22 protein-coding genes are annotated in these 26,597 nt (G+C 39.2%); 6 read left to right on the top strand and 16 right to left on the bottom strand.

The genetic code is table 11. From position 1 onward, the window contains the following. Positions 1-45 precede the first annotated feature (45 nt). Genes E4O07_RS10710 through E4O07_RS10700 form a run of 3 tightly spaced genes read left to right on the top strand, consistent with a single transcriptional unit; the run spans position 46 to position 6,060 of the window. Complete coding sequence (locus tag E4O07_RS10710; RefSeq protein WP_253685642.1) at positions 46-1,344, top strand: DUF58 domain-containing protein; 1,299 nt, start codon at positions 46-48, stop codon at positions 1,342-1,344. Further along, positions 1,328-5,044 carry a transglutaminase domain-containing protein gene (locus E4O07_RS10705; protein WP_253685640.1) on the top strand — a complete coding sequence of 1,239 codons (3,717 nt, stop codon included), beginning with the start codon at positions 1,328-1,330 and terminating at the stop codon, positions 5,042-5,044. The genes E4O07_RS10710 and E4O07_RS10705 overlap by 17 nt, the downstream gene beginning before the upstream one ends. A gap of 47 nt (positions 5,045-5,091) precedes the next feature. Further along, positions 5,092-6,060: an AAA family ATPase gene (locus tag E4O07_RS10700; protein WP_253685639.1), complete on the top strand. Its 969-nt coding sequence runs from the start codon at positions 5,092-5,094 to the stop codon at positions 6,058-6,060. Between the two features lie 26 nt (positions 6,061-6,086). On the opposite strand, the gene E4O07_RS10695 is transcribed toward E4O07_RS10700, so the two are convergent. The 3 genes from E4O07_RS10695 to E4O07_RS10685 are packed head-to-tail and all read right to left on the bottom strand — an operon-like array spanning position 6,087 to position 9,686. Then, positions 6,087-6,860, bottom strand: coding sequence for a TIGR03943 family putative permease subunit (locus E4O07_RS10695; RefSeq protein ID WP_253685637.1), 774 nt, complete (start codon positions 6,858-6,860; stop codon positions 6,087-6,089). Positions 6,861-6,881: 21 nt separating this feature from the next. Beyond that, complete coding sequence (locus E4O07_RS10690) at positions 6,882-7,805, bottom strand: permease (RefSeq protein ID WP_253685635.1); 924 nt, start codon at positions 7,803-7,805, stop codon at positions 6,882-6,884. Positions 7,806-7,808: 3 nt separating this feature from the next. Further along, a complete protein-coding gene (locus tag E4O07_RS10685) occupies positions 7,809-9,686 on the bottom strand; it encodes a hypothetical protein (protein ID WP_371921924.1) in 1,878 nt (625 codons plus the stop codon). A gap of 141 nt (positions 9,687-9,827) precedes the next feature. On the opposite strand from E4O07_RS10685, the gene E4O07_RS10680 reads away from it, so the two are divergent. After that, entirely contained in the window at positions 9,828-10,913 is a 1,086-nt protein-coding gene (locus E4O07_RS10680; RefSeq protein WP_253685631.1) for an endonuclease/exonuclease/phosphatase family protein, read from the top strand. A gap of 34 nt (positions 10,914-10,947) precedes the next feature. Further along, entirely contained in the window at positions 10,948-12,471 is a 1,524-nt protein-coding gene (gene hutH, locus E4O07_RS10675) for a histidine ammonia-lyase (protein ID WP_253685629.1), read from the top strand. A 121-nt stretch (positions 12,472-12,592) separates the two neighbouring features. On the opposite strand, the gene E4O07_RS10670 is transcribed toward hutH, so the two are convergent. The 11 genes from E4O07_RS10670 to E4O07_RS10620 all read right to left on the bottom strand — a co-directional run bounded on the left by E4O07_RS10670 (position 12,593) and on the right by E4O07_RS10620 (position 24,126). Next, on the bottom strand, positions 12,593-13,510 hold the full coding sequence (locus tag E4O07_RS10670; RefSeq protein ID WP_253685627.1) for an acetyl-CoA carboxylase carboxyltransferase subunit alpha: 918 nt from the start codon (positions 13,508-13,510) through the stop codon (positions 12,593-12,595). 27 nt (positions 13,511-13,537) lie between these two features. Then, positions 13,538-14,329 (bottom strand): acetyl-CoA carboxylase, carboxyltransferase subunit beta, encoded by a 792-nt coding sequence (gene accD / locus E4O07_RS10665; RefSeq protein ID WP_253685625.1) that lies wholly within the window; start codon positions 14,327-14,329, stop codon positions 13,538-13,540. A gap of 15 nt (positions 14,330-14,344) precedes the next feature. Then, the gene (locus E4O07_RS10660) at positions 14,345-15,664 is read right to left on the bottom strand and encodes an acetyl-CoA carboxylase biotin carboxylase subunit (RefSeq protein WP_253685623.1); all 1,320 of its coding nucleotides are present in this window, start codon (positions 15,662-15,664) and stop codon (positions 14,345-14,347) included. 10 nt (positions 15,665-15,674) lie between these two features. Beyond that, complete coding sequence (gene accB / locus E4O07_RS10655; RefSeq protein WP_253685621.1) at positions 15,675-16,226, bottom strand: acetyl-CoA carboxylase biotin carboxyl carrier protein; 552 nt, start codon at positions 16,224-16,226, stop codon at positions 15,675-15,677. A gap of 188 nt (positions 16,227-16,414) precedes the next feature. Next, entirely contained in the window at positions 16,415-17,740 is a 1,326-nt protein-coding gene (locus tag E4O07_RS10650; protein ID WP_253685619.1) for an ATP-binding protein, read from the bottom strand. A 235-nt stretch (positions 17,741-17,975) separates the two neighbouring features. Beyond that, positions 17,976-19,169: an enoyl-ACP reductase FabV gene (fabV, locus tag E4O07_RS10645; protein ID WP_253685617.1), complete on the bottom strand. Its 1,194-nt coding sequence runs from the start codon at positions 19,167-19,169 to the stop codon at positions 17,976-17,978. Between the two features lie 176 nt (positions 19,170-19,345). After that, positions 19,346-20,242 (bottom strand): DNA-methyltransferase, encoded by an 897-nt coding sequence (locus E4O07_RS10640; RefSeq protein WP_253685615.1) that lies wholly within the window; start codon positions 20,240-20,242, stop codon positions 19,346-19,348. Beyond that, a complete protein-coding gene (locus tag E4O07_RS10635) occupies positions 20,235-21,101 on the bottom strand; it encodes a hypothetical protein (protein WP_253685613.1) in 867 nt (288 codons plus the stop codon). The genes E4O07_RS10640 and E4O07_RS10635 overlap by 8 nt, the downstream gene beginning before the upstream one ends. Before the next feature lie 284 nt (positions 21,102-21,385). Further along, complete coding sequence (gene fabG / locus E4O07_RS10630) at positions 21,386-22,129, bottom strand: 3-oxoacyl-[acyl-carrier-protein] reductase (RefSeq protein WP_253688142.1); 744 nt, start codon at positions 22,127-22,129, stop codon at positions 21,386-21,388. A gap of 16 nt (positions 22,130-22,145) precedes the next feature. Beyond that, complete coding sequence (locus tag E4O07_RS10625; RefSeq protein ID WP_253688141.1) at positions 22,146-23,120, bottom strand: ACP S-malonyltransferase; 975 nt, start codon at positions 23,118-23,120, stop codon at positions 22,146-22,148. Positions 23,121-23,148: 28 nt separating this feature from the next. Then, the gene (locus E4O07_RS10620; protein WP_253685611.1) at positions 23,149-24,126 is read right to left on the bottom strand and encodes a beta-ketoacyl-ACP synthase III; all 978 of its coding nucleotides are present in this window, start codon (positions 24,124-24,126) and stop codon (positions 23,149-23,151) included. 176 nt (positions 24,127-24,302) lie between these two features. Here E4O07_RS10620 and E4O07_RS10615 point away from each other — a divergent pair, with 176 nt between their 5' ends. Further along, positions 24,303-25,220, top strand: coding sequence for a nucleotidyltransferase family protein (locus tag E4O07_RS10615; protein WP_253685609.1), 918 nt, complete (start codon positions 24,303-24,305; stop codon positions 25,218-25,220). Between the two features lie 5 nt (positions 25,221-25,225). Here E4O07_RS10615 and E4O07_RS10610 read toward each other — a convergent pair whose 3' ends face one another. Both E4O07_RS10610 and E4O07_RS10605 read right to left on the bottom strand, forming a co-directional pair. Then, positions 25,226-26,002, bottom strand: coding sequence for a TIGR02757 family protein (locus E4O07_RS10610; protein WP_253685607.1), 777 nt, complete (start codon positions 26,000-26,002; stop codon positions 25,226-25,228). Next, positions 26,002-26,592, bottom strand: coding sequence for a hypothetical protein (locus tag E4O07_RS10605; protein ID WP_253685605.1), 591 nt, complete (start codon positions 26,590-26,592; stop codon positions 26,002-26,004). Before E4O07_RS10605 ends, E4O07_RS10610 begins: the two co-directional genes overlap by 1 nt. Positions 26,593-26,597: the final 5 nt, after the last annotated feature.

Here is a 26,597-nt window from a genome sequence, read left to right as displayed (position 1 = left end):
TTTGTTTTATTGATTATTTCTATAAAAAGTGATAGTATATTTCGGATGAAGGTTTTTAGGTTGACGGTTTCCGGAGCTATTTATATTGTGTTTTCAATTCTCTTGCTGACGGCAGCCGGTGTTCGAGGCGAATTATTTGCAATTGTTTGTGGTGTTTGCTTATGCCTTTATTTTGTGCTTTCCTTAATTCTTATTAGTCTTTCCGTTTTATTATGGCAAAAAGCGGATTCATTAGTAGAATTAAAAAATGAAACTATTTCTATTTTACCCTTAGAGGAACGAAAGGGAAAAAAACTTTTTCCGATTGTTTTGCCCGGCGTTTTTGTATTTTACGGTTTTGAGTTTTCATCCGATTTAAACAATAAAAAAGGCAGAAGATTGAAATTTAATATTAAGCTTAAGAGAACTGCTGCCCATTTCCCCCTTCCGAAGGAAGAACGAGGCAGATTTTTTTTGGAAAAGGAGTATATCGAAATTTCCGATCTTGCAGGATTTTTTTCATTCCGGCTTTTAAAAAATGAAAAATCCATACCTCAACTTTTTATTTATCCGATGATGACCGAAGTAAAAAGCTTTGCACTTCCCGAAATTCTAAATGAGACATCGGCTCATACCATAAATCTGAGACGGACTGATGAGCTTTATGATTCGCGCCCGTATTTTCCCGGCGATGATATAAGAAAAATTAACTGGAAGCTGTATGCGCACACTCAAGAACTTAATGTAAAGCAGGGAGATTTTGTTCCGCCGCCGAGAATTTTTTTTACGCTATATGTTGAAAGTCCGATTGTAAATAAAGATATTGTATTTTATAAAAATAGATTCGATGAATTTATTAATTTGAGTACGTCGATAGCTTTTTATTTACACCAAAAAGGAATAAGTTTTAATATCCGTTTTTATGATGGCGAAAAAAACTCTTATGAAACCGAAACAGTTTATCCGGGTGATATAGATGCGGAAGAATCGATAAAAAGAATTTTTTCAATTCCTCAAATTAGGATTCTAAAAAAAATGAATAAAGCTCAGCCTAAACTAAAAAAGAATTTTTTTATTGATGAAGAAAACAAAAAAACTTGTTTGCTCTATTTTTTTATGCCTGTACAATCAAGCAAGAAAATTTTAGAAAGACTTTTTGGAATTTTTTCGGATCATAAAAATGAATGTGCTTTTTATACCGGGCTTGAAAGTATAATTACCGTACCTAAGAACCGTTTGTTTTCTTTTTTGTTTTATACCTCTTCCCAAAAAAAATATAACCGCTTATCAAAAGAAATGAACGAAAAGATTGAAATTCTAAAAAATGAATTAAAGAGCGGAGGATTTTATGCTTACTCGATATAAGCTTAATTTTCTTTTACGTATATTCTCGCTGGTAATGCTAAGTATTATTCCGTCATTATACTTGTTTGAAATTTTACCTTCATTCGTTCTTCCTGTTTGGGCTGTTATTGTAATTTATTTGTGCTATCAACTTCAAAAAAAACGGATAAAGATATCGGCTTCTATTATTTTGTTGTTATTAAGTATTAGTATTTTTTTTATTTTTATTTTATTTTTATTAAAAATTATTTCAGCCGAGCCTTTTGATATCCTATATTTAAGGCTGGGTGTTATTCTTCCTTTTTTGATAATTCAATCTTTTTTTATTTCGGTATCGACTATTTTATTTTGTCAAAAAGAAAAATATAGACGTTATGAACCTATAATTCTATTTAGTGTATTTGCTTTGTTCTTTTTTGGGCAGGGAAATTTTTCAATGTCGGTTTTTGACCATCCGATATATGCAGTTTTGTTTTCACTTAGTTTTTCTGCAATCGAAATGATTCGCATTTTTTTATCTTTTAATTTTGAAAAAAAACAATTTGCATTTTTTTTGCTTTTTTTACCGTTTTTTGCCTTTATAATGACCTTTGTATTAAAAAACTATAATGAATCTGCATCGGTTAATCATGGAGGTTTATTGCAGCCCACTCTTTTTAGATTTGATTTTTCCGATTATTTAAAATTGCAATCTGAAATTAAAATGAGTGGTGACCTTATTTTAGTCGCTCATTTTGATAATGATTTTTCTCACAACATGTTAAGGCGAATGTATCTTTCAGGCTGGGATTCTGCAAAAGGTTTTTATGAAAAAAAAGCTCCATCCGAAAAGGCTCAAATTACCTCTCTGCCTAAGGGGCAAAAAGATATTTTGCATAGAGCCTTTTCTATGCGTGAAAAAGTTGCGCAAGAATATTTTTTTGTGAACCTATCACCATCTTCCTTTATTGCTATGGATTATCCGACACAGGTAATTCCTTATGAGATTTGGGACAGTTCAAAATTTAACGGAGGGTACAAGGTCTTTAGCGATGCAATATTTGATTTTGCATCTGATCTTTATGGAGAGGCATTTCCGTCAGGGGATGAAGATGAGGGAATGTCGAAAGAGGATTTGGATTTTTATACTAAAATTGATGAAGAAAGTTTTAAACTTGTGCATCAAACAGCTGAAGAAATAACCGGAGATATTCCAGATTATTTGGATAAAGTTTTAGCGCTTCAATTTTATTTTACGGATGGAGATTTCAGGTATTCTCTAAAACCGGGCAAGGCTCATGACGGTAATCAGCTAAAATATTTTTTGACTGAAACAAAAAAAGGATATTGTACTTACTTTGCCTTTTCTTATGCTCTCATGCTTAGAAGCATAGGAATACCTGCCAGAGTGGCGGTAGGATTTTTTGTTCAGCCCGAATCTGAAGTTATGAATTATTATCCTGTACGGGCAAACATGGCCCATGCATGGGTTGAGGTTTTCTTTCCTTTTATCGGATGGGTCAGCTTTGATCCTACAACTTCTCAGCTTGCCGAAGGAGAAAATATTAACTTTGGAATGAATGCGGGAGGAGAGGAATTTAATTCTCTTTTAAGTGAAATCCTCGAAAAACGCAGTGAAATAAAAATTACGGAAATCACCGAAAAGGAAGATGATATTTCAAACATAAGTACTTATATAAAACAATTTTTTAAAGAGAACATATCCTTATTCAGATTTATTATAATTATTTTTTTGATTATGATACTTGCAGCTTACAAGGCGCGTCCTCATCTTGTATTAAAATTTTCAGGGAATAATAGAAGAGTCGTGCTCACGGCAGGTAAGCTATTTAAGAAAAAGACACGGAGCGATGAGGACACAAAAGAAATGAATGCGCTTATTCAAAAGGCGAAATTTGCACCGGAATGTACAATAGAAGATGCAAATACTGCCAAAAATATTTTAAAAAACAAAACAAAAAAAATAATTCTCTTACTTGCTTTTTGTCTTGTATCGTGTTTTGTCGTTGCAGAAAACGCAGAAACCATTGTTATTGAGGCCGAAAAGGCAGTGGAAGCTGAGAATTGGGAGCGGGCCTTATCTCTTTTGCAAGATGGAATAAAAAAATATCCTCAAAACGATAGTTTGTTTTTAAAGTTGGGGGAAATTTATCATAATAAAGAATTATATAATCCTGCATATAAGGCCTTAAAAAAAGGCTTAGAAATTAATCCTGAAAACAGCAGTATCTTATTTTATCTTTCAAGTTGTGCATCTTTGCTAAATAAATATGAAGAAGCCTTGATCTATATTAAAAATTATTTACGCCTTATCCCTTATGACCGTTTTGCTGCTTCCAATTACGGCTGGTTATGTTATAAGTGCCACAGGCCGGAGGAAGGAATAAATTTTTTATTGGATAACATAAAGCGGTATGGAGAAGACTTATCGGTTTATAACTCTTTAGGAACTTTATACAATGAAATGTTTGATTATGAGAAATCCAAAGAGTTTTATACAAAGGCAATAAGGGGAGCAGAACAAGGCAGCAGAACATATTCGGGATCAGTTTACTATTATAATAAGGCTATTTTAGAAAGTCAATTTTATCGGTTTGATAATGCAATAGAGGATGCAAAGGCTGCTTTAAATATGGAAGAGCGTACATCTGGTTATATGATGCTGGGAGAACTTGAAGAAAGAAGAAATAATTTTTCGCAGGCCCTTTCTGCATATCTTTCGGCGTATGCTGATGATGAAACGCCTCTTTCGGCTTTAAGCATTATAAATCTATTTTTGAAAACAGGTCATATTGAAAAAGCCGAACAATATATTTTAAATGAACTGCAAAATATCAGTGAAGCATGGATTTCAAATTACGGTTTGAGTGTAAACGAATTTAAAAGCAATCTGTATGACATAAAAAAATCATTATACATACGCAAATATAATTTTGAAAAAACCAGATTAACATTAGGTTTTTTAGATTGGATAAAAAATTTTAACAATAAGATAAACTATAAACTAAAATATACATATTATGATGCCGTTTTTAGATTGTATTCTTTAAAGGTTGCAAAAGAATATAAGAAAAACAATACAGGAGATTTAATCAGCAATACAAATACTCTTTATACAAATACTTACTATTATCATGCATTTAAAGGCAAGGGGAAAAAAGCTTTAAAATATCTTAGAAAGGCTGAATCTATAGAAACCATGTTTATTCCGCAAAGTGCCGGCATCTATCTTGCCGACAGGGGAATCCTTGAGGAAGATTTAAAGCTGCTAAATGAAGGTATTTCAAAAATGGATTCGGAATGGGAAAAACATAGTCTTGCAGATCTGTATGCCCAAGGAAGTAAAATCGCGAAAAAAAACTCTTCACAACTTTATTATCTTTATTTGGAATCCCTTTTTGATTTAAATCCTGCCGGCTTTTTAGAATATGATATAAAATTACCTGTAAAAATAACTGCGGATATAGATAAAACTGAAAACACAAAAATTACAGCAAAAAAAATGAAAAAATTGATATTATCATCTCGTTTTATGGAAGATGGCGATTCTAAATTCTCCCTTAGGTTGACATACTCCGGCAAAACTCTTTTTTTTAAGTTAGCAGATAAAAACGGGTATACTCTTTACAGTAAAAATTTTACGATTGAAAACTTGGATAAAACCAATTTTAAAAACTGCGTTAATATTTTTGTAAAGGATATTTTTACTTTTAATTTATAGAACCTTTTGATATAGACAAAATTATATTTTCGGTTATACTGTTTGATATGAATACAAAAGATATAATAGATGAGCTTATAAGAAATATAGGCTTAGTAGTAAAAGGAAAGGATGAGATTATCCGCCTTTTTGTTGCTGCATTTTTGACCGGAGGCCATGTTCTTATAGATGATGTTCCCGGCGTCGGAAAAACAACAATGGTAAAAGCCTTGGCTAAATTAATAAAAAAGGATTATGGAAATCCTGCCGATTTTAAAAGGATTCAATGTACGCCGGACTTACTTCCATATGATATTACCGGTGTTGATGTTTTTAATGCACAAACTCAAAGTTTTGAATTTATAAAGGGTCCCGTTTTTTGTGATATTTTTTTGGCTGACGAATTAAATAGAACTCCTCCTAAGGTACAAGCCGCCCTTCTTGAAGTTATGGAAGAAAAGCAGGTTACTGTCGGAAGGCAAACTTACAGACTATCTGATGTTTTTTTTACTGCTGCCACTCAAAACCCTGTGGAAACGGTTGGAACCTATCCCTTGCCTCCGGCTCAGCTTGACCGCTTTATGCTTTCCGTTTCGGTAGGTTATCCTGATGATGAGTCTGCTCTCGAAATACTCCAAGGTAATCCCGGCGTGTCGGCTCTTTCAAAACTTTATCCCATTATAACTACAGGCGATATAGCGGCTTCCCGTGAAGAGCAAGAAAAAGTTTATTGTCACAAGGCCTTACAAAAAGCTATAATAGATATTTGCAATAAAACACGGGAACATTCCGATATTGAGTTAGGCGCTTCTCCAAGAGCCTCTTTACAGTTTTTGCATCTTGCAAAAACTGTTGCTCTCTCTAACGGCCGAAACTGGATTGAAGATACCGATATTGAAACAATCGCTCCTTATGTTCTTGCCCATAGATGTATTTTTAAAAACAGAAAGGTTAATGCAAAAGAATCTATTGCAGAAATTACAAAATCGGTTCTAGTAAAAATGGATAAAGAAACGGACTGGTCTAAAGAGTCATAAATAAAGCTGCCGATTAAAACTCTTATCTAAAAAGGATAGACATATTCTAAGGCAGGGCGCGGAATAAATTCTATATTATCGACTATGATTAATGGCTCAAAGCTGCCTTCATATTCTGTTTTAGAAATTGTTCCTGTAACGCAGACCCAATCGTCTTCTTTTAGCTCATCGGCCTTAAGCCATTGAGCTACCAGACCTGCCGGCTGCATATCGGCTGCACAGCAAACCATTAACATCCTTCCTATTGCGAATTCGTTTTTACTTAAAACTTCCGGATTTTTCCAAACGGCACCTTCAATTTTTATCTTCTTATTTACCCATGAGTCCAAATTTAAATAAAGTTCAGGCAGCCAGCGTCCGAAAGTTTCATTATCCATAACTACAAAGCCGTCTTCCAATTCCAAAAGCCTGCTTGGTCTAAAATTGAAATTAGGGCCTGTGTCTTCTTTTTGCTTTTGAAATGAAAAAATATCTCCGTTAAATGCAAGAGAGTCTGAAGTTAAGACCTTGTACGGAATAAGGAGAGCAAACAAAATTGGCAGTAAAAAAATTATTAGGTACAAGGGAGATTCCCTTTTTGAATGAGTGTGATATGGAAAATAAAAAGCATCACGCATTGTAAGAATGCCTATAATAAAAAATACAATAGCAGAAAAGATAATTATACCTGTGTGGCGGACATGAACATACAAGAGGGCTTTTTTTGATGCGACCGCATAGATAAAAATAATAGAAGCTGCCAACAATAATAATGAGCGTATAATTTTTTCAAGAAAAATATTTAAAAGTATTTTTTTCATATCCTGCCTATTAATTTTTATTTATAAAAATATAAAACCCATTGCACTTATAAAAATGATATTCATAACAGTTATGATTATCATCAACTCTATTACAAACCGTTTTTTAAAAATAGATAAAAGCATGAAGATATTTTTTATATCCATCATAGGTCCGTATACAAGAAAACCCATAATCGAAAAGAGTGAAAAACTGCCATAAAAGCTGCGGGCAATAAAGGCATCCGATGTTGAACATGCAGAAAAAACAAATGCAAAAAGCATCATAATTAATATTCCGCTCAAAGAATGGGATTCATTAAACTTTATAAAAAAATTACTCGGTACTCCGGCTCGTATTAGAGATGTAAATAAGGCTCCCAATATCAAATAAGGCCCGACATTAAAAAATTCAGTTCCGCTGTGTAAAAACATTTCCTTGAGGTTTTCAATAAAAGAGTTTTGCCCGGAATTTTTAGATGCACAGCAAGAGTCCCCGCAGCTGCAAGAACAATCATGCTCTATGTCTTCCTTCAAATATTCGTTTTTAGGATAGAACAAAAGTAAGATTCCGATGGAGGCGGCTGTTACTATCCCAAAGATTACCCTATATATCGCAGCCATCGGATATTCAGGAAAGGCATATAAGGTAGCCATTATCGAAATAGGATTTAAAATAGGGGCCGCAAGCATAAAGGTTACCGCAATAGGCATGGCAACTCCCTTTTTTACAAGCCCGGAAAGAACAGGCACCGCTGCACACTCACATACCGGAAAAACAAGGCCGCCGAATAAGGCAGTCAAAAATCCAAGGCCGTGCCTGCTCGGAAAAACTTTGACGATAAAATTATCCGAAATAAAAACATGCAGGATTGAAGATATAACTATTCCCAAAAGCATAAAAGGAAAGGCTTGAAGGAGGATGCTTAAAAAAATGGTGTTGGTTGTAGTTATAAAACTCAACATAAATTAAGAATACTGCGATACTAATTTTATGATATAGAGCTCTATATAATCTTGCAAGGCCTTTCTTTCCTTTATTTTTAAAAGCCCCGGAGACTCCAGCAGAGTTTTAGCCAGTCCTCTGACTCTGTCGGCGGTAAAGCTGGAAAAGGAAAGGGTTCTATTTATTCCCCGTAAATAATCTCTAATTAATGCATTTACGTCCTCTGTCAGATTCTCGCGTGCAGGATGTCCCAAAGTATGATTCCATTCATCTAAAGTTTTTTCGAGGGCTTGATCAATTGTCATTCCTTCAGGAATAAATTCGGTACTTATTTTTTCTGCAGCATCCTTTAATTTTTGCTTAGGCTTTTTATAGGTAGTTTCTTTTTTTTCAGGCTGTACAGGCTGAGCTACCTTTTTCTTGCGTTTAAAAAATGCAATTATTGCAGAAATTATAGGAATCGTATACCAGAATGGAAGAAGAATCTTTGTATCGCTTAAAATCTCGTATCGATTAAGCATTAAAATTTCGTTATATGATGCAGGTTTACCTGCCGGAAAAATTCGGTTTATTTCCATAGCTTGAATTTCATTTAAGCGGGGATCTGCAATAATCGATAAAATAAACGAAGCATTTAAAAGTCCGTATAGATTCGGTGCCGAATGAGCGGTTATTTCTTTTAATAATTCATTGAAAGCCGTGTCGTTTTTCATTGAGTCATCTTGCTCAAAATTCATTAACATCTCATGCCATCTTTTTATACATAGCTCCCTGACCGGTTTTCTTGCTTCATTGATGAGGGATATTAAAAGAGGAACGACCTTTTCGGTAAGCAGATAGAATCTATCATTTGCAGAGTTTGTAAAGGTAAGAATATCCGGAATTATATATTTTTCTGAGGAGCCTGTTTTTTCCTTCATAAAATTCTGTAAGGTTTCTTCAGAGTATTGCCCAAGCAGGGGAACTCCTCTGGAATCGGTAAATTGGGTTATCTGCTTCATTGTAAAATAATAAGGCGATTTTTGAAAAGCCAGAAGGAGATTTTTTAAAGCCGTGTCCGTTTGAATGTCTTTTTGAGCCCTGTTTCTGTAGTAATTATTTAAATACTCCAGAATGCCGGCAGCCTGCAATAAGGCTATCTCGTCAGGCAGCTTTTCATTCTTTTTGGCAAATTCCTGTTTTATAAAGGCGCATAATTGGCCCCACAAGATATAGTTGTCTCCCGATTCTTTAACATTTTGAAAACTATTAACACTATGTGCCATAGTTTTTGCAATAAAGGTTTTAACCGTAAATTCTTTACCGGGATTGGCCACCATGAGCCTCTTTTGCATATAATCCCTGCTTTCATCCTTCGATAAGAAAAGCTTAATCTTATCTAGGGCTAAACTTAAAAGTTTTTCTGTTTTGTAAGAGCCGGGAAAGATGAGGGCCGGAATATCTCCGTTGTAGTTTAGGGCATATAAAAAAGAATTTTCCTTTGATTCGGGTTTTAACTCTGCTATATCATCTGAGACGCTTATTGCCTTTAAAAGTTTCCCCGGAAAATTCTTAGGCAGATCCGATAAAAGAGGAAAAGGAATGTCGGGATGCTGCTCAAGATTTGCATATTGCCGGGATATATTATCTACATGGAAATATGGAACAAAGATGATGGTTGTATTGGACTTGTCTGTTGTTATTTCGATGTCCCCTTCATCCTGTATTTTTTTTAGCTCACTTAAAAGAGTTTCGAGAGAAATTTCAAGATGAACAGCCAACTCCGGTTTTTGCTGCAAAAAATGCCGTGCATAGCGGTGGAGATAATCTTGAAAAGGTTGTAAGGTCACTTGAGCGCTGTCTCTACGCAAAGAAAACATCCGCAACAGGTGCAGTAAATCCGTGTAAATAGTCATCCCCATATTATACACAATATTTTTCAATAATTCAAGGTTGTTGTTCCGAAAAAACGAGTTTTTTCTTTATTGAGGCTGCCATTGCATAAAACTCATTTTTAATATATAATTTTACAGTTCATAAATTATCAGTGAGGTGAAATTAATATGAGCTCACGAAAATTATTTGTTTTTGTTCCATTAGCAGTTATAGGAACTCTCCTTTTTTTTACGGCAGCTTTTTTTCTTTTTGTTACAATATCAGAGTATCGTCCTAACCCGCTTGAAAAAGCCGATATAAACAAGAATGCAAAAAGATCGATTTTACAGACTGATGAAACCTTCCGGATTTTAGACTGGAACATAGGTTATTGCGGCCTTGATGCTCAAAACGATTTTTTTTATGACGGCGGAAAAAATGTGACGGCCCGAAGCAAGGATGCGGTTTTGCAAAACCTTGAAAAGGTAAAGAACATAATAAAAGAAGAAGATTGCAGCTTTAATCTAATCCAAGAAATTGACTTAAAATCAAAGCGAAGCTTTTATGTAAACCAAAAAAAAGCCCTATCCGATTTTTTTACCGATTATGATTCAGCTCTTGCTCTAAACTATGATGCCCTCATTGTGCCGGTTCCAGTTTCAAATCCATTGGGAAGGGTCAAAAGCGGCGTCTTTACCTTAAGTGAGTATGGAATAGAAAAAGCGGAGAGGCTTCAGCTTCCGGGTTCATTTTCATGGCCCTTAAAAACCGTCAACTTAAAGCGCTGCCTTTTGTTTTCTGAAATTAAAACGGATGTTCCCAATAAAAATCTTTATATAATAAACTTGCATCTTTCGGCCTATGATGCGGCCGGAGTTCTAAGAAAGCAGGAAATGGAATTTTTACAAAACCTCGCTTTAAAATTTTATAATGAGGGGCATTGGGTAATTGCAGGCGGCGATTGGAACTCCCTTTTTCCGGGTGTAGAAAAAAATCGTTTTATGCCTTATACTACACACGAAAAATTTCTTGAATGGATAGAATATTCTCCTGCCGATTTTATCGGTAAGGAATGGAAATGGGGCTTTGACAGCTCGGTACCGACTGTTAGACTTCTGGAGCAGCCTTACGTTAAGGGAGAAAACTATACAACTATCATTGACGGTTTTATATGCTCACCCAATGTTGAAATTATCGGAGTCAAAACCCTTGATTTAAATTTTGAAGTTTCGGATCATCATCCTGTAATTGCAGAATTTAAACTTTTAAAATGATATTTATTTAAAATAAAAATATAAGGAGCAAAAAATGAAGGTAAAACCTGTAACAGTAACAGGCAGCAGTTTGACAATAGAAGATGTTGTAGCTGTTGCCCGACATGGAGCGGAAGTAAAGCTATCTGCAGATGCAAAAAAAAGAATCAAGGATTCAAAGAAAATTGTAGACGACATTGTAAAAAGCGGTAAGCCTACCTACGGCATTTCGACCGGTTTTGGAGAATTATCCACCGTAACGATTACCAAGGATCAAAACGGTGCCCTGCAGAGGAACTTAATTTTAAGTCATGCCTGCGGTGTAGGCAATCCCTTCCCCGAAGACATAGTACGTGCTATAATGCTTTTAAGGCTTAACACCCATGCAAGCGGTTTTTCCGGTGTAACTCCTTCAGTGCCGGATATCCTAGTCGATATGCTCAATAAGGGTGTAATACCCTATGTACCCGAAAAAGGTTCTTTAGGTGCAAGCGGCGACTTGGCAAACCTTGCCCATATCGCCCTTGTAATGATAGGAGAGGGAAGGGCTTATTACGAAGGTAAGCTGATGGCCGGAAAAGATGCACTTGCAAAAGCCGGCTTAAAGCCTGTTGTGCTTTCAGGAAAAGACGGTCTTGGTATTATTAACGGTACTCCCGTAATGTCCGGTATCGGAGCCTTAGCCTTGCATGATGCAGAACAGCTTTTAAAGGCTGCAAACATGGGTGCTTCCTTGGTATTTGAAGCCTTTAGAGGCATTACAGCCGCCCTCGACCCCAGAATCCATAAAACCCGCCCCCACAAGGGACAGATGGATACGGCAGCCTTTATCCTCAAAATGCTAAAAGGCAGCTCTTCCATCAACACAAGGGAAAACGATGTTCAAGACCCCTATACGCTTAGGTGCGTTCCTCAGGTTCACGGTGCAAGTGCCGATGCTATCGCCTATGTCCGCAAGGTTCTTGAAATAGAAATCAATTCCGTAACCGATAATCCCTTAGTCTTCCCCGATAACAAAGACGTTATCTCAGGCGGAAACTTCCACGGTCAGCCCATCGCCATTACCATGGACTTCTTAGGAATCGCCGTAAGCGAACTTGCAAACATAAGCGAAAGAAGAACAGAACGCCTTGTAAACCCGCAGTTAAACGGAGGACTGCCTGCCTTCTTAATAGAAAACGGCGGAGTAAATTCAGGCTTTATGATTCCGCAGTATACGGCGGCCTCCCTCGTTTCCGAAAACAAGGTATTGGCTCATCCTGCCAGTGTTGACTCCATTACCTCATCGGGAAACAAGGAAGACCATGTAAGTATGGGAACAACCGCAGCCCGAAAGATTACAGAAATCGTTAAAAACGTACGCCACGTTCTTGCTATTGAATGGCTTACAGCCGCTCAGGCCTGCGATTTAAGGGGAGTAAAAAAATACGGCAAGGGAACCGGAGAAATGATGAAGCTTATCCGAAAGCATATCTCCAAGGTTACCGAAGACCGTATTCTTTATGATGACATAATGAAGGCTCTCGAGATTATTTCGAATGATGAAAACATCGAAATGATTGAAAAGGCGATTAAGTAAGTTATTTTAATAAGTAAATATGCTGAATTTATAAGCAGGCTTATTTACAATAAAACCCGTATTGGAATATAAAATCCGATACGGGTTTTTTAATAAAATTTTAAAAATGAACTATAAGAGTTTACTCCGAATACTTTCCTATGCTTCTTATTTTTTTGCTTCGGTATTTTACCAAAACGGCGGGGTCGCGTTTTGTAAGGTCGGCTAAATCCTTTAGGATTTGCTGCTTGATTGCCTCTGCAGTTTGTTTCGGATCGGTGTGGGCTCCTTTTTCGGGTTCGGGGATGATGCCGTTTATTACCTTTAAGTCGAGAACCTCTTGGCTGGTAATTTTGAGCATGGCGGCGGCATCCTTTGCCCTGCTTGAATCCCTCAATAGGATTGAGGCACAGCCTTCAGGGGATATAACCGAGAAGATGGCGTTTTCAAGCATGTAAATCTTGTCGCCGACTCCTATACCGAGGGCTCCGCCTGAGCCTCCTTCGCCGATGATTATGCAGATAACCGGGGTTTTTAGGCGGCTGAATTCCCTCAAGTTAAAGGCAATGGCTTCTCCGATTCCTCTTTCTTCGGCTCCGAGGCCGGGGTAGGCTCCCTGAGTGTCGATAAAGGTTATAATCGGTCTTTTGAACTTTTCGGCCTGTTTTGCAAGGCGCATTGCTTTGCGGTAGCCTTCGGGGTTTGCCATACCTCCGTTCCTGTCGATGGTTTCGCGCAAGTTTCTTCCCTTTTGGGTGCCGATTACTGTAACCGGCATTCCGTCGATAAAGCCTATTCCGCCTATCATGGCAGGGTCATCGCCGAAAAAGCGGTCGCCGTGAAGCTCGGTAAAATTATCGAAAATCAAATTGATGTAGTCCAAGGTTCTGGGCCTGTCGCTGTGGCGGGCAAGCTCAACCCTTTCCCATGTTTTTGCAAGGGTTGTGGAACTTTCAAGTTTAGCATTTATCTTTGCAAGCTCCTCGCTTATATCAAGCCCCGCCTTTTGGGCTATATCTTTTAAGTTATTTAATAAATTAGTTTGATCCGTATTGCTCATACATTTTCTCCATTTCCCATAAAAACTTTAGGCCTTTTTCTTCTTAGGGGCTTCTTTTAGTCCGAGGCTGTGGGCATCAATCATACGGGCAAAAAACTGCCTTTGTTCTTGACGCGGTACTATGCAGTCCACAAAGCCCTTTTCCATCTGAAATTCGGCGCGCTGAAAGCCTTCGGGGAGCTGCTGGCGGATGGTGCCTTCGATAACTCTTGGGCCTGCAAAGCCGATGAGGGCTCCCGGCTCTGCTGCCGTTATGTCGCCGAGCATTGCAAAACTCGCCGTAACGCCTCCCGTGGTCGGGTCGCAGAGCATTATAAAAAGAGGAACACCCTTTTCATCCAACTCGGCGGCTGCACTTGAGGTCTTGGCCATCTGCATAAGCGAAAAAAGCCCCTCCTGCATTCGGGCTCCTCCTGAGGTTGCATAGATAATTACGGGGATCCTTTCTGCAGCTCCCTTTAACATGAGCCTCGAAATCTTCTCCCCTACAACCGAGCCCATCGAGCCTCCCATAAAGTGAAAGGACATAAGGGCCAGGAGGGCATCCCGCCCCTTAATCTTGCATGAGCCCGTAATTACAGCCTCGTTTAAGGCTGCCTTTTCTTCGGCGGCCGAAATCTTTGCTTCATACCCCTCCATTTCGATGGGGTTACAGGTTTTTAAGTTTGCATACAGCTCTTGAAAGGAATTTTCATCTGTCAGATAGGTAATCCTCTGCCTCGGCTCTATGCGTAAATGGCAATTACAGTGAGGGCAGACCATCAGGTTATCTGTAAAAACCTCTTCATCATATGATACTTTACAACTAGGACAATCCATATTTTTCAATACTCCTTATTTACTTCCAAAAAGCTCTTCATAGAGCCCGGTACCAAAAACACCGGATTTGAACTTTTTTGAGTTAAGTATAATCTTTTGCTCTTCGATATTGCAGGTGATGCCTTCGATTTTAAGCTCGTCGAGGGCGCAAAGCAGTTTTTGAATTGCATTAGCCCTGTCGGCTCCGTGAACGATGAGCTTAGCCGTCATCGAATCATAAAACGGAACTACCGAGTAACCTTGATATAAAAAGCTGTCAAAGCGTACACCGTTTCCGCCGGGAATCATCAAGTTTTTGATAAGGCCGGGAGAGCGGGCGTTTATTCTGGCCTCGATAGCCCAGCCCTTTGTAGGCAGGATGCCTTGGGCAAACTTCATGTTCTCGCCCGTACAAACGCGGATTTGTTCTGCAATTATATCGGTGCCTGTAATCATCTCCGAAACGGGGTGCTCGACCTGAATTCGGGCGTTTACTTCCATAAAGTAGAAATTGTTGCCCGATACGAGAAACTCGATTGTTCCCGCCCCGCGGTATTTAAGGGAAGAAAAGAGGCTGACAGCCCCCTTACACATGGCTTCGCGCATTTCCTCGCTTACGGCAGGGGAGGGGCTTTCTTCTATCAGCTTTTGATGATTTTTTTGAACAGAGCAGTCTCTTTCGCCTAAGACGGAAACGGCTCCCTTTCCGTTGCCTACGATTTGAAGTTCGACATGGCGCGGGTCTACGAGGTATTTTTCGATATAAACCGTGCCGTCTGCAAAGTTGGCCTCGGCTTCCGCGGAAGCGATTTTTAGGTTTTCAGGCAACTCCGATTCCTTATAAACGATGCGCATTCCCTTTCCGCCGCCGCCTGAAGCCGCCTTGATGATGACGGGATAACCGCATTTTTCGGCAGTTTTTTTGGCTTCTTCCAATTCTTTTACGGCTCCGTCCGAGCCGGGGGTTACGGGAAGGCCGCTTTTTACGGCGGTTTCGCGGGCCCGTACCTTGTCGCCCAGCATTTCGATTGTGTCGGGTTTAGGGCCTATCCAAAAAAGGCCTGCGTTTTCTACTTCGCGGGCGAAACCTGCGTTTTCGGATAAAAAGCCTACTCCCGGATGAACGGCCTCGCAGGAAGTGCAGAGGGCTGCCGTGATAAGGGCTTCCTTGTTGAGGTAGCTTTTAGCCGACGGGGGCGGGCCTATGCAGACAGCCTCATCAGCCAAAAGAACATGGAGGCAGTCCTTGTCCGCCGTGGAGTAAACGGCGACGGTTTTTATTCCCATTTCGCGGCAGGAGCGGATTACCCTTACGGCTATCTCACCCCTGTTGGCGATAAGTATTTTTTTAATCATAGGAACCTTCCTACTTAGCCTTTATCTTAAACAAGACCTGATCGAATTCGACAAGCTCTCCGTTTGAAACCAAGATTTCTTCGATAACTCCGTCATGTTCGCATTCTAGGGTGTTCATCATCTTCATAGCCTCAAGCACGCAAAGGGGCTGACCTTTTTTTACCGTGCCGCCTTTTTCGACATAGGGCGGAGAATCGGGAGACGGAGCCCTGTAAAAGGTTCCGACGATGGGGCTTTTTACCTCGATTAGATCGGCCGATGAAGATGCCGTGGCCGCTTGGGCCGGAGCTTCTGCAACAGGGCTTGCCGGTTGAGGTGCTGCCCCTTGAACTCCCGAAGGAGCGGTCTGAGGCACGCCCTGAAAACCTGCTTGGAAAGCTGCCGGCATAGCCAAAGGCATGGGATAGGCAGCCTGTGCTCCGCCTTGAACGGAAACCTCTTTTTTAGGAAAGGCTCCTTCTTTTTTTAATACAAGCTCGCTGTCGTCCTGCCTTATCTGCAAGAAAACCGTATCACCTTTTTCAAATTGTTCTATCACTTTCAAAATAAAATCTTCTTTCATAAAATCTCCTTAAAGTTTTATTTTTTATCTATTTTTAACCGTTATATGCAATGTAAGATAGACAGTTTATCATTATGTAGGTAGTATGTCTATCCCCAGATAGACGGTCTATCCCTATGCAGGTGAACCGTCCACCATTATGTAGGTAGACCGTCCTCCATTATGTAAGTGGACAACCTGTCCTGTACTCATTGTTTTTTTACAATCCAGTATCCGTCCTTGGCACTGCCGACGTATTCAATTTTGTTATCTTTCTTTAATTTAGCTATATCCCTCTCAATGGTGGGTTTTGATACATTAATCATATAACTCATCATATCAATTGTAATTTTGTTATTTGATTTTATCAGTTCCATGATTTTTTCTTTTCTTTGTTCCGGGCTCAGTTTTTGGACATCATTTTGAACATCATTTTCACCGTCATTTTGGACATCATAGTTTCGGTTAAACAAGGTAACAATTACCCCGTTATCGGAAATATAATATTCGGGCTGTTTTTTAAAGCCGGCATAATCTTCAAATATTCTGCGTACTCCTGAAGCATAATTTTCGATGACATCAGCCTTATCCAGAGTATCCACTATAATTTTATTCCTTTTAGCAACCATGCCCATTTTTATGTTTTCCAGGGTCAATCCGTCCGGCAAGCTGCCGGGAGAAAAAATTTGCACTCTGTCATCGTAAAATTCTATTTTTATATCTCCGCTCAAGGTCCAGTCCCTATGGCAATAGCAGTTTACGATAGCTTCTCTGAGAGCTCTTTCCGGAATATCCGAATACTCATCCCGCTCAGGGTTTCCGGTAATGGTTATTTTTTTGCGGTTCGATAAATTTGCAAAATATAGCACCTCATCTAATTGCTTTAAGATAGAACCTGTAAATTCTTTTTTATCCAAAAAGACATTAACCGTAGTACCCTGAAAAACGGCAAACTTACTGATAGCGGGATTTTGGTCGCTCAATAAGAGGGCGGCATTATTGTATTTACCATCCTTATCCATGAGGGATAGAGCATATTTGTCGAAGGGAACGCTTTTTTCTTTAAATCTATTTTCTATATAATTAAAGGTCAAATCATCCCGATGACATAACAAGCGCTCGTAATCATTTTGACTATGCTGCCTTATCATTCTTTGTATTTCATCAAAGCTTGCAAGCCTTTTTGTGCTGCCGACTCTGACATATACACACTTTGTATTAAAACCTTCTCCGTCTTTATAAAAGTAAGGCCTCTCTTTTCCCTTAAAAATTTTGATTCTAAAGGGAGCTTCGTTTGGATAAATATAAATCAAGCTCGTTACATCAGGCGTAAAAGCATTTACAATCCAATTTGAAAGAACTTCTTCCCATTTTTTCTTTTTTTCGTTTATGAGATCATAATGTATAGTTCCGCTGTCATCGACACCCAGATAAATTTCTCCATCAGTGCTGTTTAAAAAAGAAACGATTTCGGCTTTAAGTGCACTATGTTTTTTAGGAATGTCGATTTTAAACTCTTTATTATAATCTTCCATAATTTTCAGTTACCCGCTGATGGTGTTTTCCAAGAAGCCGACGGCAATAATCATTTGCAGCCCGTAGTATTTTACAGAGCGGGCTGCAGTCCTATCCCCTTCAGTTTGACTATTCGGAAATTCCTAATAGTTGCATCTTCTTGTAATTTATGTGCCGAAGAACAAATATCGGTTTTTGCCATAAACATCTATGAATTAAGAATTAATAATTAATAATTATTAATAATTCCTCAATTTAAATCCTGTCGAACCTTTCTACCTCGGCTTCGTAGTTGACGCCTTCGACATCAAAGCCGTTTGAGGCTAAAAAGTCGTGGCGGTAACCTGCAAGGTCGGTTAGGCTTTCGGCATTTTCGCTTGTTACCTTTTCCATCAAGGCAGAAACTTCCCCTTGTACGTCTTCTTCAAGCTCCCAGTCGTCAATACGGATTCTGTTTTCTTCATCGACAGGGATAGTTCCGTCTTTGCGGTAGAGCCTTTCTGCATAAAGGCGGGTAATCTGCTCGATACAGCCCTCGTGGTTTCCTTTTTCTTTCATCACCTTGAATAAGGAAGCTAGGTAGAGGGGAATTACGGGGATTACTGCACTTGCCCTTGTTACAAGCCCCTTGTTTACCGAAACAAAGGCGCGTGCTGACGGGTTTTCTTTGTTTAAGCGGTGAGCTGTGGCTTCAAGGTGTTCTTTAGCCTTACCTATGGTTCCCTTGCGGTAGAGGGCTTGGGTGGCTTCGGGGCCGATATAAGAATAGGCCATGGTGATGCAGCCTTCTTCCAGCAAGCCTTCTTTTGAAAGCCGGTTTATCCAGCGCTCCCAATCTTCTCCGCCCATAACCTTAACGGTGGCTTGAGCTTCTTCATCGCTTGCAGGCTCTGCGGAAATCTCTTTTAGTTCTCCCGTAAAGGGATCGACAGTCTTGCCTGTAAAGGTTTTGCCGAAGGGTTTTAAGACCGACTTGTGCATTATGCCTGTGTCGGGGTCTGTTCTTACAGGGCTTGCCAAGCTGTAAACAATGAGGTCGAATTTCATTCCCTTCTTTTTTGCTTCTTCAATAACTTGAGCCTTGATTTCGTCGGAAAAGGCATCTCCGTCTATAGTAACGGAATAAAGGCCTTCTTTTTTTGCCGCCTCGTCAAAGGCCAGGTTGTTGTACCAGCCGGGGGTTCCGTACTTTGTTTCGCTTCCGGCCTTTTCAAAGGAAACGCCTATAGTAGCGGCTCCGTAGCCGAAGGCTGCCGTGATTCGGCTTGCAAGCCCGTAGCCGTTAGAGCAGCCGAGCACGAGTACATTTTTCGGTGACGCAGCACCCGATTTTACCTCAGCGGTAATCCTTTTTTTTGTGTATTCTATTTGATCCTCTACACTCTTTTTGCATCCTTTAGGATGAGCATTTAAACAAATGTTATTCCTAACCATCGGTTTTACAATCATATCGTTCCTCCATAAAAACTTTTAATTTAACCGCAAGTTTTACATTTTATTTATTCATGTTTTCATCTATAACCTTCTCCATAAATTTTTGTATACTCTCTTTCTTAAACTGAACAAAATTTGTTCTAAGTTGTCAGCGCTAATACTGGTGTTAGATGTAAAAAAAGTAATTACAACTATGCAAACAATTGATTATCAACTTTGTATGGATAAATCCTTTCATTTGCTAAATTTATATAATTATTATTGATTTCATACCCTATATAATGCCGTTGAGATTTTAAAGCTCCTATAGCAGTTGTTCCGCTGCCCATAAAAGGATCCAAAACTATATCATTTTTAAAAGAATATAGTTGAATCAATCTATAAGGTAATTCGATCGGAAAAGGAGCCGGATGTCCGACCCTCTTTGCACTTTCAGCATTCATTGTCCAAATTGACTTTGTCCATTCCATAAATTCTTCACGCTGTATGGTGTTTTCTTTTTGTAACTGTTGGCGTTTATAATCTCCTTTTGAAAAAACTAATATATATTCGTGAATATCTCTTAATGTGGGGTTAGATGCACTTTGCCAACTGCCCCACGCTGTTGAAGGACTGGCACTTGCCGCCTTATTCCATATAATTTCTCCTCGCATATTAAAACCTATATCTATCATCATTTTTGAAATATAATCTGATAATGGAATATAAGGTTTGCGTCCTAAATTTGCAATATTTATACAAGCTCTTCCGCCATTTACAAGCACCCGATATGTTTCGGAAAAAGCATTCTCAAGAAGTTTCAAATATTCTTCCAATGATAAATCATCGTCATATTCTTTTGATACATTGTAGGGAGGAGATGTTATCATTAAATGCAAAGAATTATCGGGTATTTTATTCATATTTTCACACGAGCCTAATATAATTGAATCAAGTAATTCTTTCGGAAAAGGATTTTCAATATCAGAAATAATTTGTTCTTTTTTTTCTAATTCTTTATATAATTTTGAATCATAAAATTTACTGGAATCATGATTTATTCTTCCGCTAACTCCAAAGCTGCTAGTTTCAGTACCGGATTTACTCATTACAACCTCGCAAGAATTTTAAGAATTTTTCACCTTTTTTAACATTATCAATTTCTTTTGCCGCAATAGTTATTATATTGCCAAGTTGTTTTTTTGAAATCATAGAAGAAAAATAATGCCGTTCTTCCGATAAAATCTGTTTACATAAATTTGTTAACTCATTTACATCAGTAATAGTTATAAAGCCTTTCTCAGGTGATTCAAAAATAAAATCTGATTTTGTAGGATTTGGATTTAAGCTGTAAAATCCTTGAATAACTCCGGCTGACTTTAAGAAATCAACTTTTTTTGAATATGTAGATGTTATTGGACTGTTTCCTAAAATAATTATCGGAATAGTATTTGCATTTGAACCGGAAACTCTAATATTGATCGATTTTCCTATAGCCTTTAACATTGAATCTGATCTAAGCAGAGATGGATTTCCTTTATGGCTTTTATAATCGCCAATTAAATTTACAGTATCGGGTTGTTCAAATTTATAATTTGAAACGATACTCATTTTTACTTCAAAAATGAGTTTTATATCTTCTGCCTTTTGAGTGATGGTATTTTTAGTACAAAAAGCCAAATCAGCACTTGAAGATTTGGTCAACGCAATTTCTTCACAAACCACACCATTAATCGCATACAAACCTAATTCTTCAGCAATAGGAGAAAAAATTTGTTTGCACCATTTTTCCGTAAATTGCCCTATAAGTGAATTTCTACTTTGCAGTGTTTGTCCCTCAGAATCAAAATCTTTAGGTATATACGCATAATAACCCGATTGCAGGTTATAAAAAAGTTGTTCAGGCGAAGCAAAAGATTTTAGCGCTTCTCTGAAAAAATGCTTTTCCACTTCTTCATTCCATAACATATTTAATCTCCACTATTTCATAGTGTATATTGTAATTAAATCATTAAAATTTTCAAGATAGGGACTTTTTACATGTTTAAATTAAAGTTGTCATTCCATCATCACCTATATAGTTCTGTTTGGCATACGTGGAGTGAGTCCCCTATGAAGATAGACCGGCTGCCGTAGATTATGCACTTCGCCGGCCGTAGCCTATAGGCTTCGACTGACGTAGCTTATGTGCTTCGACCGGCGAAGGCTATAAGCTTCACTCGCCGTAGGTTATGCTCTACGGCAGGCGTAGCTTAGGCTCCCAATCCTCCATCGACGCCTAGGACTTGGGCGGTTATGTAAAGCGATAAGTCCGAAGCTAAAAAGACTGCGGCGTTTGCTATGTCTATGGGTTGCCCTGCTCTTTTTAAAGGGATGCCTTCGACCCAGGTCTTGCGCATTTCTTCGTTTACGGCGGCTGTCATGTCGGTTTCAATGTAGCCGGGAGCTATGGCGTTTACGCGTACGCCCCTGCCTGCCGTTTCCTTTGCAAGACTCTTTGTGAAGCCGATGAGGCCTGCCTTACTTGCGGAATAGTTGACCTGTCCGCCCTGACCGTGGAGGCCGACTATGCTCGTCATATTGATGATTGAACCGGCTCTTTTTCTGATCATATCGGAAGAAACAATTTGCGAGGCGATAAAAACACCTGTTAGGTTTACGCGCAAAACATCTTCCCAGTCTGAAAGCTTCATTCTAAATGAAAGGCCATCCCTTGTGATTCCTGCATTGTTTACAAGAACATCAAAGCCTCCCGATTCTTCAAGAGCTTTTTTTACCGTTTCGGTAAGGCCTTCCGCATTGCCGCAGTCGGCATATATTTCGTGAAATACCGAGCCTTTTTCTTTTGCAAAGGCTTCCATTTCTGATTTGGCTGCTGAGGGCTTTGTACAAAGGCCCCATACTTCTGCACCTTCTTCAATAAATCTTCTAACAACCTCTTTCCCGATTCCTCTCGAAGAGCCTGTTACCAATGCCTTTTTTCCTTGTAATAACATCATATTTATACCTTTCCTATTCTATAATTTTATTTAGCTGTTCCAAAGTTCCTGTCGGAGAACAGGCTAGCTCATCCGATGCAAAGCCGCTGTCTCTCCAAAGATTGCTTAAAGTATTTCCGGGGCCTGCTTCCAAGAGGCGGCAAGGTTTTAGGTTTTCACATAAAGAAGCTATCTCTTTTTCTTCGCTTGTCCAGAGAACGGGGTGGGTAAGGTGAAGGACTGCATTTGCCCTTGCTTCTTCTCCCGATTTTACTTTTTTACCCGTAACGTTTGAGAAGATGGGGATTTCGGGGTCTTTAAATTCAAAGCTTTTTAAAACCTCTTCAAATTCCTTTGCCGCTTCTTCCATTAGAGGGGAGTGGAAGGGGCCTGCAACCGCAAGTCGGACACATCTTTTTGCTCCGGCTTCTTTACAAAGATCTTCTGCAAGAGTGAGGCCTTCCGCCGTTCCCGAAATAACCGTTTGAACCGGACTATTCATGTTGGCTGCAAATACTATTCCGTTCTTGGGATCGGAATGAGGCTTTAAAAGCTCTATTACCTTTTCCGGATCAAGCTTTAAAATGGCCGACATGCCCAAGGAGCCTGAAGCCTCTGTTGCCTTAGCTGCAATCTTATCGCAGGCGGCTTGCATAATAGCTCCTCGTTTTTGGACTATGCGTATCATGTCTTCAAAGCTCAAAATGCCTGAAGCATAGAGGGCCGAAAACTCTCCCAAACTGAAACCTGCAACGGCCGAGGGAGCAACTCCTTTATCTTTTAAAACGGCAAGAATAGCTGTTTCAACTGCAATTATTGCAAGCTGGCTCTTGTCGCTTCTAGACAAAACCTCGTTTTCGGTGTGCCATAGGAGGGCTTCAATGTCCTCTCCGGTTATATCGCCGATATTTTTAATTATGTCCCTTGCAATTCCGTATTTTTCAACGATATCTTGGGCCATACCCTTAAATTGGGCTCCCTGCCCTGAAAATAAAAATATGTTTTTCATCATCATCCTTCCTTTATTCACAAATCAATTAAAACCTGATAACGGCACCGCCCCATGTGAGCCCGGCACCGAAACCTGCCGTAATAATTGTCATTCCTTTTTTAAGCCTTCCGTCCAGAACAAGATCGTCAAGGGTTATAGGGATTGAAGCTGCGGAGGTGTTTCCGTAGTTTTCCATATTACATACGAATTTACTCATGTCTGCACCAAGCCTTTTGGCCGCTGCTTCCAAAATTCTGGCATTGGCTTGATGGCATACCACTAGGTCTACATCTTCCATATTCATATTTTCTTTTTGAAGAAGGCTTTTTACGGTTTCGGTTATAACTCCGACTGCAAAATTGTAGACGGTTCTTCCGTTCATTTTTAGATAGTCTCCCATATAGAGGGCATCGTAACCTGTTCCGTCTGAACCTAAGATGACCGAGCCTATGCCTTCCTTTGTTTTTTCGAAGGTGTTTTCAAGAAGAACTGCTCCCGCCCCGTCTCCGAAAAGGACGCAGGTAGAGCGGTCAGACCAGTCTACGATTTTACTTAATACCTCGGATCCGCATACAAGGGCATAGTGCCATCCGTGCCTTTCCATAAGGGCGGCCGCCGTATCAATTGCGTATAAAAATCCGGAACAAGCTGCCGATAAGTCAAAACAGACTGCCTTTTTTGCATCCAGCTCTTTTTGAATAAGGCAGGCATTTGATGGGAAGCCTTGATACTCCGCCGTAGCGGTAGCACAAATAATCAAGTCTATATCGGAAATTTCTGCGGTCTGAGATTCGGTTGATAGAAGAGTTTTGTATTTATCCTTGTGTTGATTAAGCAGGGCTTGTTTACAGGCCTCCGCTCCCAAGGATGCACTTGTGTCCTCTTCGGAAGCTATGTAGCGGCTTCCTATCCCTGTATGACTTCTGATCCATTCATCCGAAGTATCCAGAGAAGCGGGAAAATCGCTGTTGTTCATTATCTTTTTGGGGATAGCCTTCCCTGTTGTCTTTATTATAATAGCCATATTTTTCTCGCTTTATATATGATAATTTATCATTTTATTATTTTTTTGATAATAATGTCAACTGTACGGGAAAATTTGAGAATGAGGTTTAAAAACATCTTTCATTTATTCCAATAATATGATACTATATGATTTAATTGAATTTTAGCTAAATCAAAATCTTAGGAGGTTTATTTATGAAACCCACTCTCTTAGTCTTAGCTGCCGGAATGGGCAGCAGGTATGGAGGAGTCAAACAGATAGCTGCCGTTGGAAGGCATGACGAAACTTTGTTGGATTATGCAGTTTACGATGCAATGAATAACGGCTTCGGCAAGGTTGTCTTTATAATTAGAGAAGATATCGAAAACGATTTTAGAGAACGTTTTTTTAATAGAATTGCGCGCAACTGTAATGCGGATTATGTATTCCAATCTATGGACGGTTTTTTGACTGATGAGCAAATAAAAAGAGCTGTCAACAGGAAAAAACCTTGGGGTACGGCTCATGCCATTTTGTCTGCGGAGTTAAAAATAAATGAACCCTTTGCGGTTATAAATGCCGATGACTATTACGGTCGCTCGGCTTATAAAACTATAGCTACCCACCTTTCAACCCTGTCAAACGATTCTACCGAGCATGCTATGGTCGGTTACATCTTGGATAAAACCTTGAGCCGCTCCGGCTCCGTTTCAAGAGGGGTTTGTCAGGTTGGAAACGGTTACCTTATCGGAATCACCGAGCATAAGGATATCGCATATAAAAAGGTTGGTCCTGTCGAAAAAATTATTTCGGAACATGAAGGAAAAGAGGTTGAGTTTTCAGGCAAGGAAACCGTCTCGATGAACCTCTTCGGTTTTTCTCCTAAAATTTTCGATTTTATGAACGAGTATTTCAAAGACTTTATTCATAAATATGCAGAAAGCGAAAAGGCCGAGTGTCTCTTGCCTGAAGGTGTAGGGACTATGATGAAAAAGGGCTTAGGAAAGGTTAAGGTTTATACTACCACCGAAAGATGGTTCGGAATGACCTATCCCGAAGACAGAGAAATTGTAAAAAACGAACTTGAAAGCAAGGTAAAAGAAGGCTACTATCCCGAATTCTTGTGGAGATAGAATTTTTATCTTTCTGCTAAGGCCTTTTCGACTTCGGGAGCAAAAAGAGCAAAGTCGTATTTTGCAGGATCTTCGGGACAAAATTCTTTGAGGCATCCCGTAATTTCTTCGACTGCTTTGCGGTCATTTTGTTTTCGGGTTAAGAGGCCGAGGGCTCTTCCCCTGCGGGCGCAGTGAACGTCCAAGGGGAGGTAGAGCTCAGACGGTTTAATGCTTTTCCATAAACCGAAGTCAACTCCCTTATCATTCGATCTTACCATCCAGCGTAAAAACATGTTTAATCTTTTTGCTGCGGAGCCGCCTTCCATGTCGGCGATGTGCTTTATGTTATGGGGCTCCATGTTTTTGATAAATTCTTTTCTAAATCGGCTCATCCTGTTTATCAAAGGTTCTTCCGGATTTTTGGCTTTAAATAGTTCCTCAAAATTTGAACCCGATAAATAAATGCGTCTTATAGCCTTTGCTATGGCAAGGCTGTCTTCTCCGTTTAAGGTGCGGTGATAAAAAGTGCTTATCGTTTTTAGCTGAGCCTGAGTGCTTTGAGTTAAAAATTCATGAGGCCGGTTTTGTAAAAGTTCCATCAGTTTATCCGCACTTTTTAAAATGGCGGTTCTGTTTCCCCATGCAAAAATAGAAACAAAAAAACCTGCAATTTCTATGTCTTCTTTTTTAGAAAAACGGTGAGGAATACTTATCGGATCGGCAGGTATAAAGGCCGGCTTTTCGTACTTTATTACCAGCTTGTCAAGAGTTTTTTTTAGGTCTTTAAATTGAGGTCTCATTATATCTTTATCTTAAAATTTGTTTTTAAAAGCTTTATAAGTTCCAGCCAGCGGGGATCGTGAGTGTCGGCAAGACCGAGGTCTGCAACAAAATCCCCTCTCTCTTTGAAAAACCAGTGGATAAGATTGAGCCTTATTTCATTGTCATCCAGTTTTGCATTTACGATTTTCAAAATGCTGAAAAGTTCATCGGCATTAATGAGCTTCCACTTTCCGCCGCTTATTATGTGATAAACGGAACCGTCACTTGATCTTTCAATTCTAAAATCTTTTTTAGGCTGTGTTTTTTTTACGCTGACAGTCTTTGCTCTTTTTTCTTCTATTGCCTGCAAGTCCTCTTCAAGAGTTTCCACCTGCATATTGTATAGGTGAACGCGGGCCTGTTCTATTAAAAACAAAAGGCCTTCAGCATTCATCTGTTTTGTAAGTTCCGCTAATTCGGCTGCAAGTTTTTTTTCGGCTGCCGATTGTTTGTAGGCTGAAATAGTTTTTTTAGCCGGAGCCTTAGTTTTTTTTGCAGCGGTTTTTGCCGGTGTTTTAGCCTTTTTTGTAGTTTCCGTTTTTTTTGTTTCGCTTGCTTTTTTTGCCATACCAT

The organism is Treponema sp. OMZ 798, assembly GCF_024181385.1.
Classification (GTDB): domain Bacteria; phylum Spirochaetota; class Spirochaetia; order Treponematales; family Treponemataceae; genus Treponema_B.
This window is presented reverse-complemented; position numbering and strand designations above follow the sequence as displayed.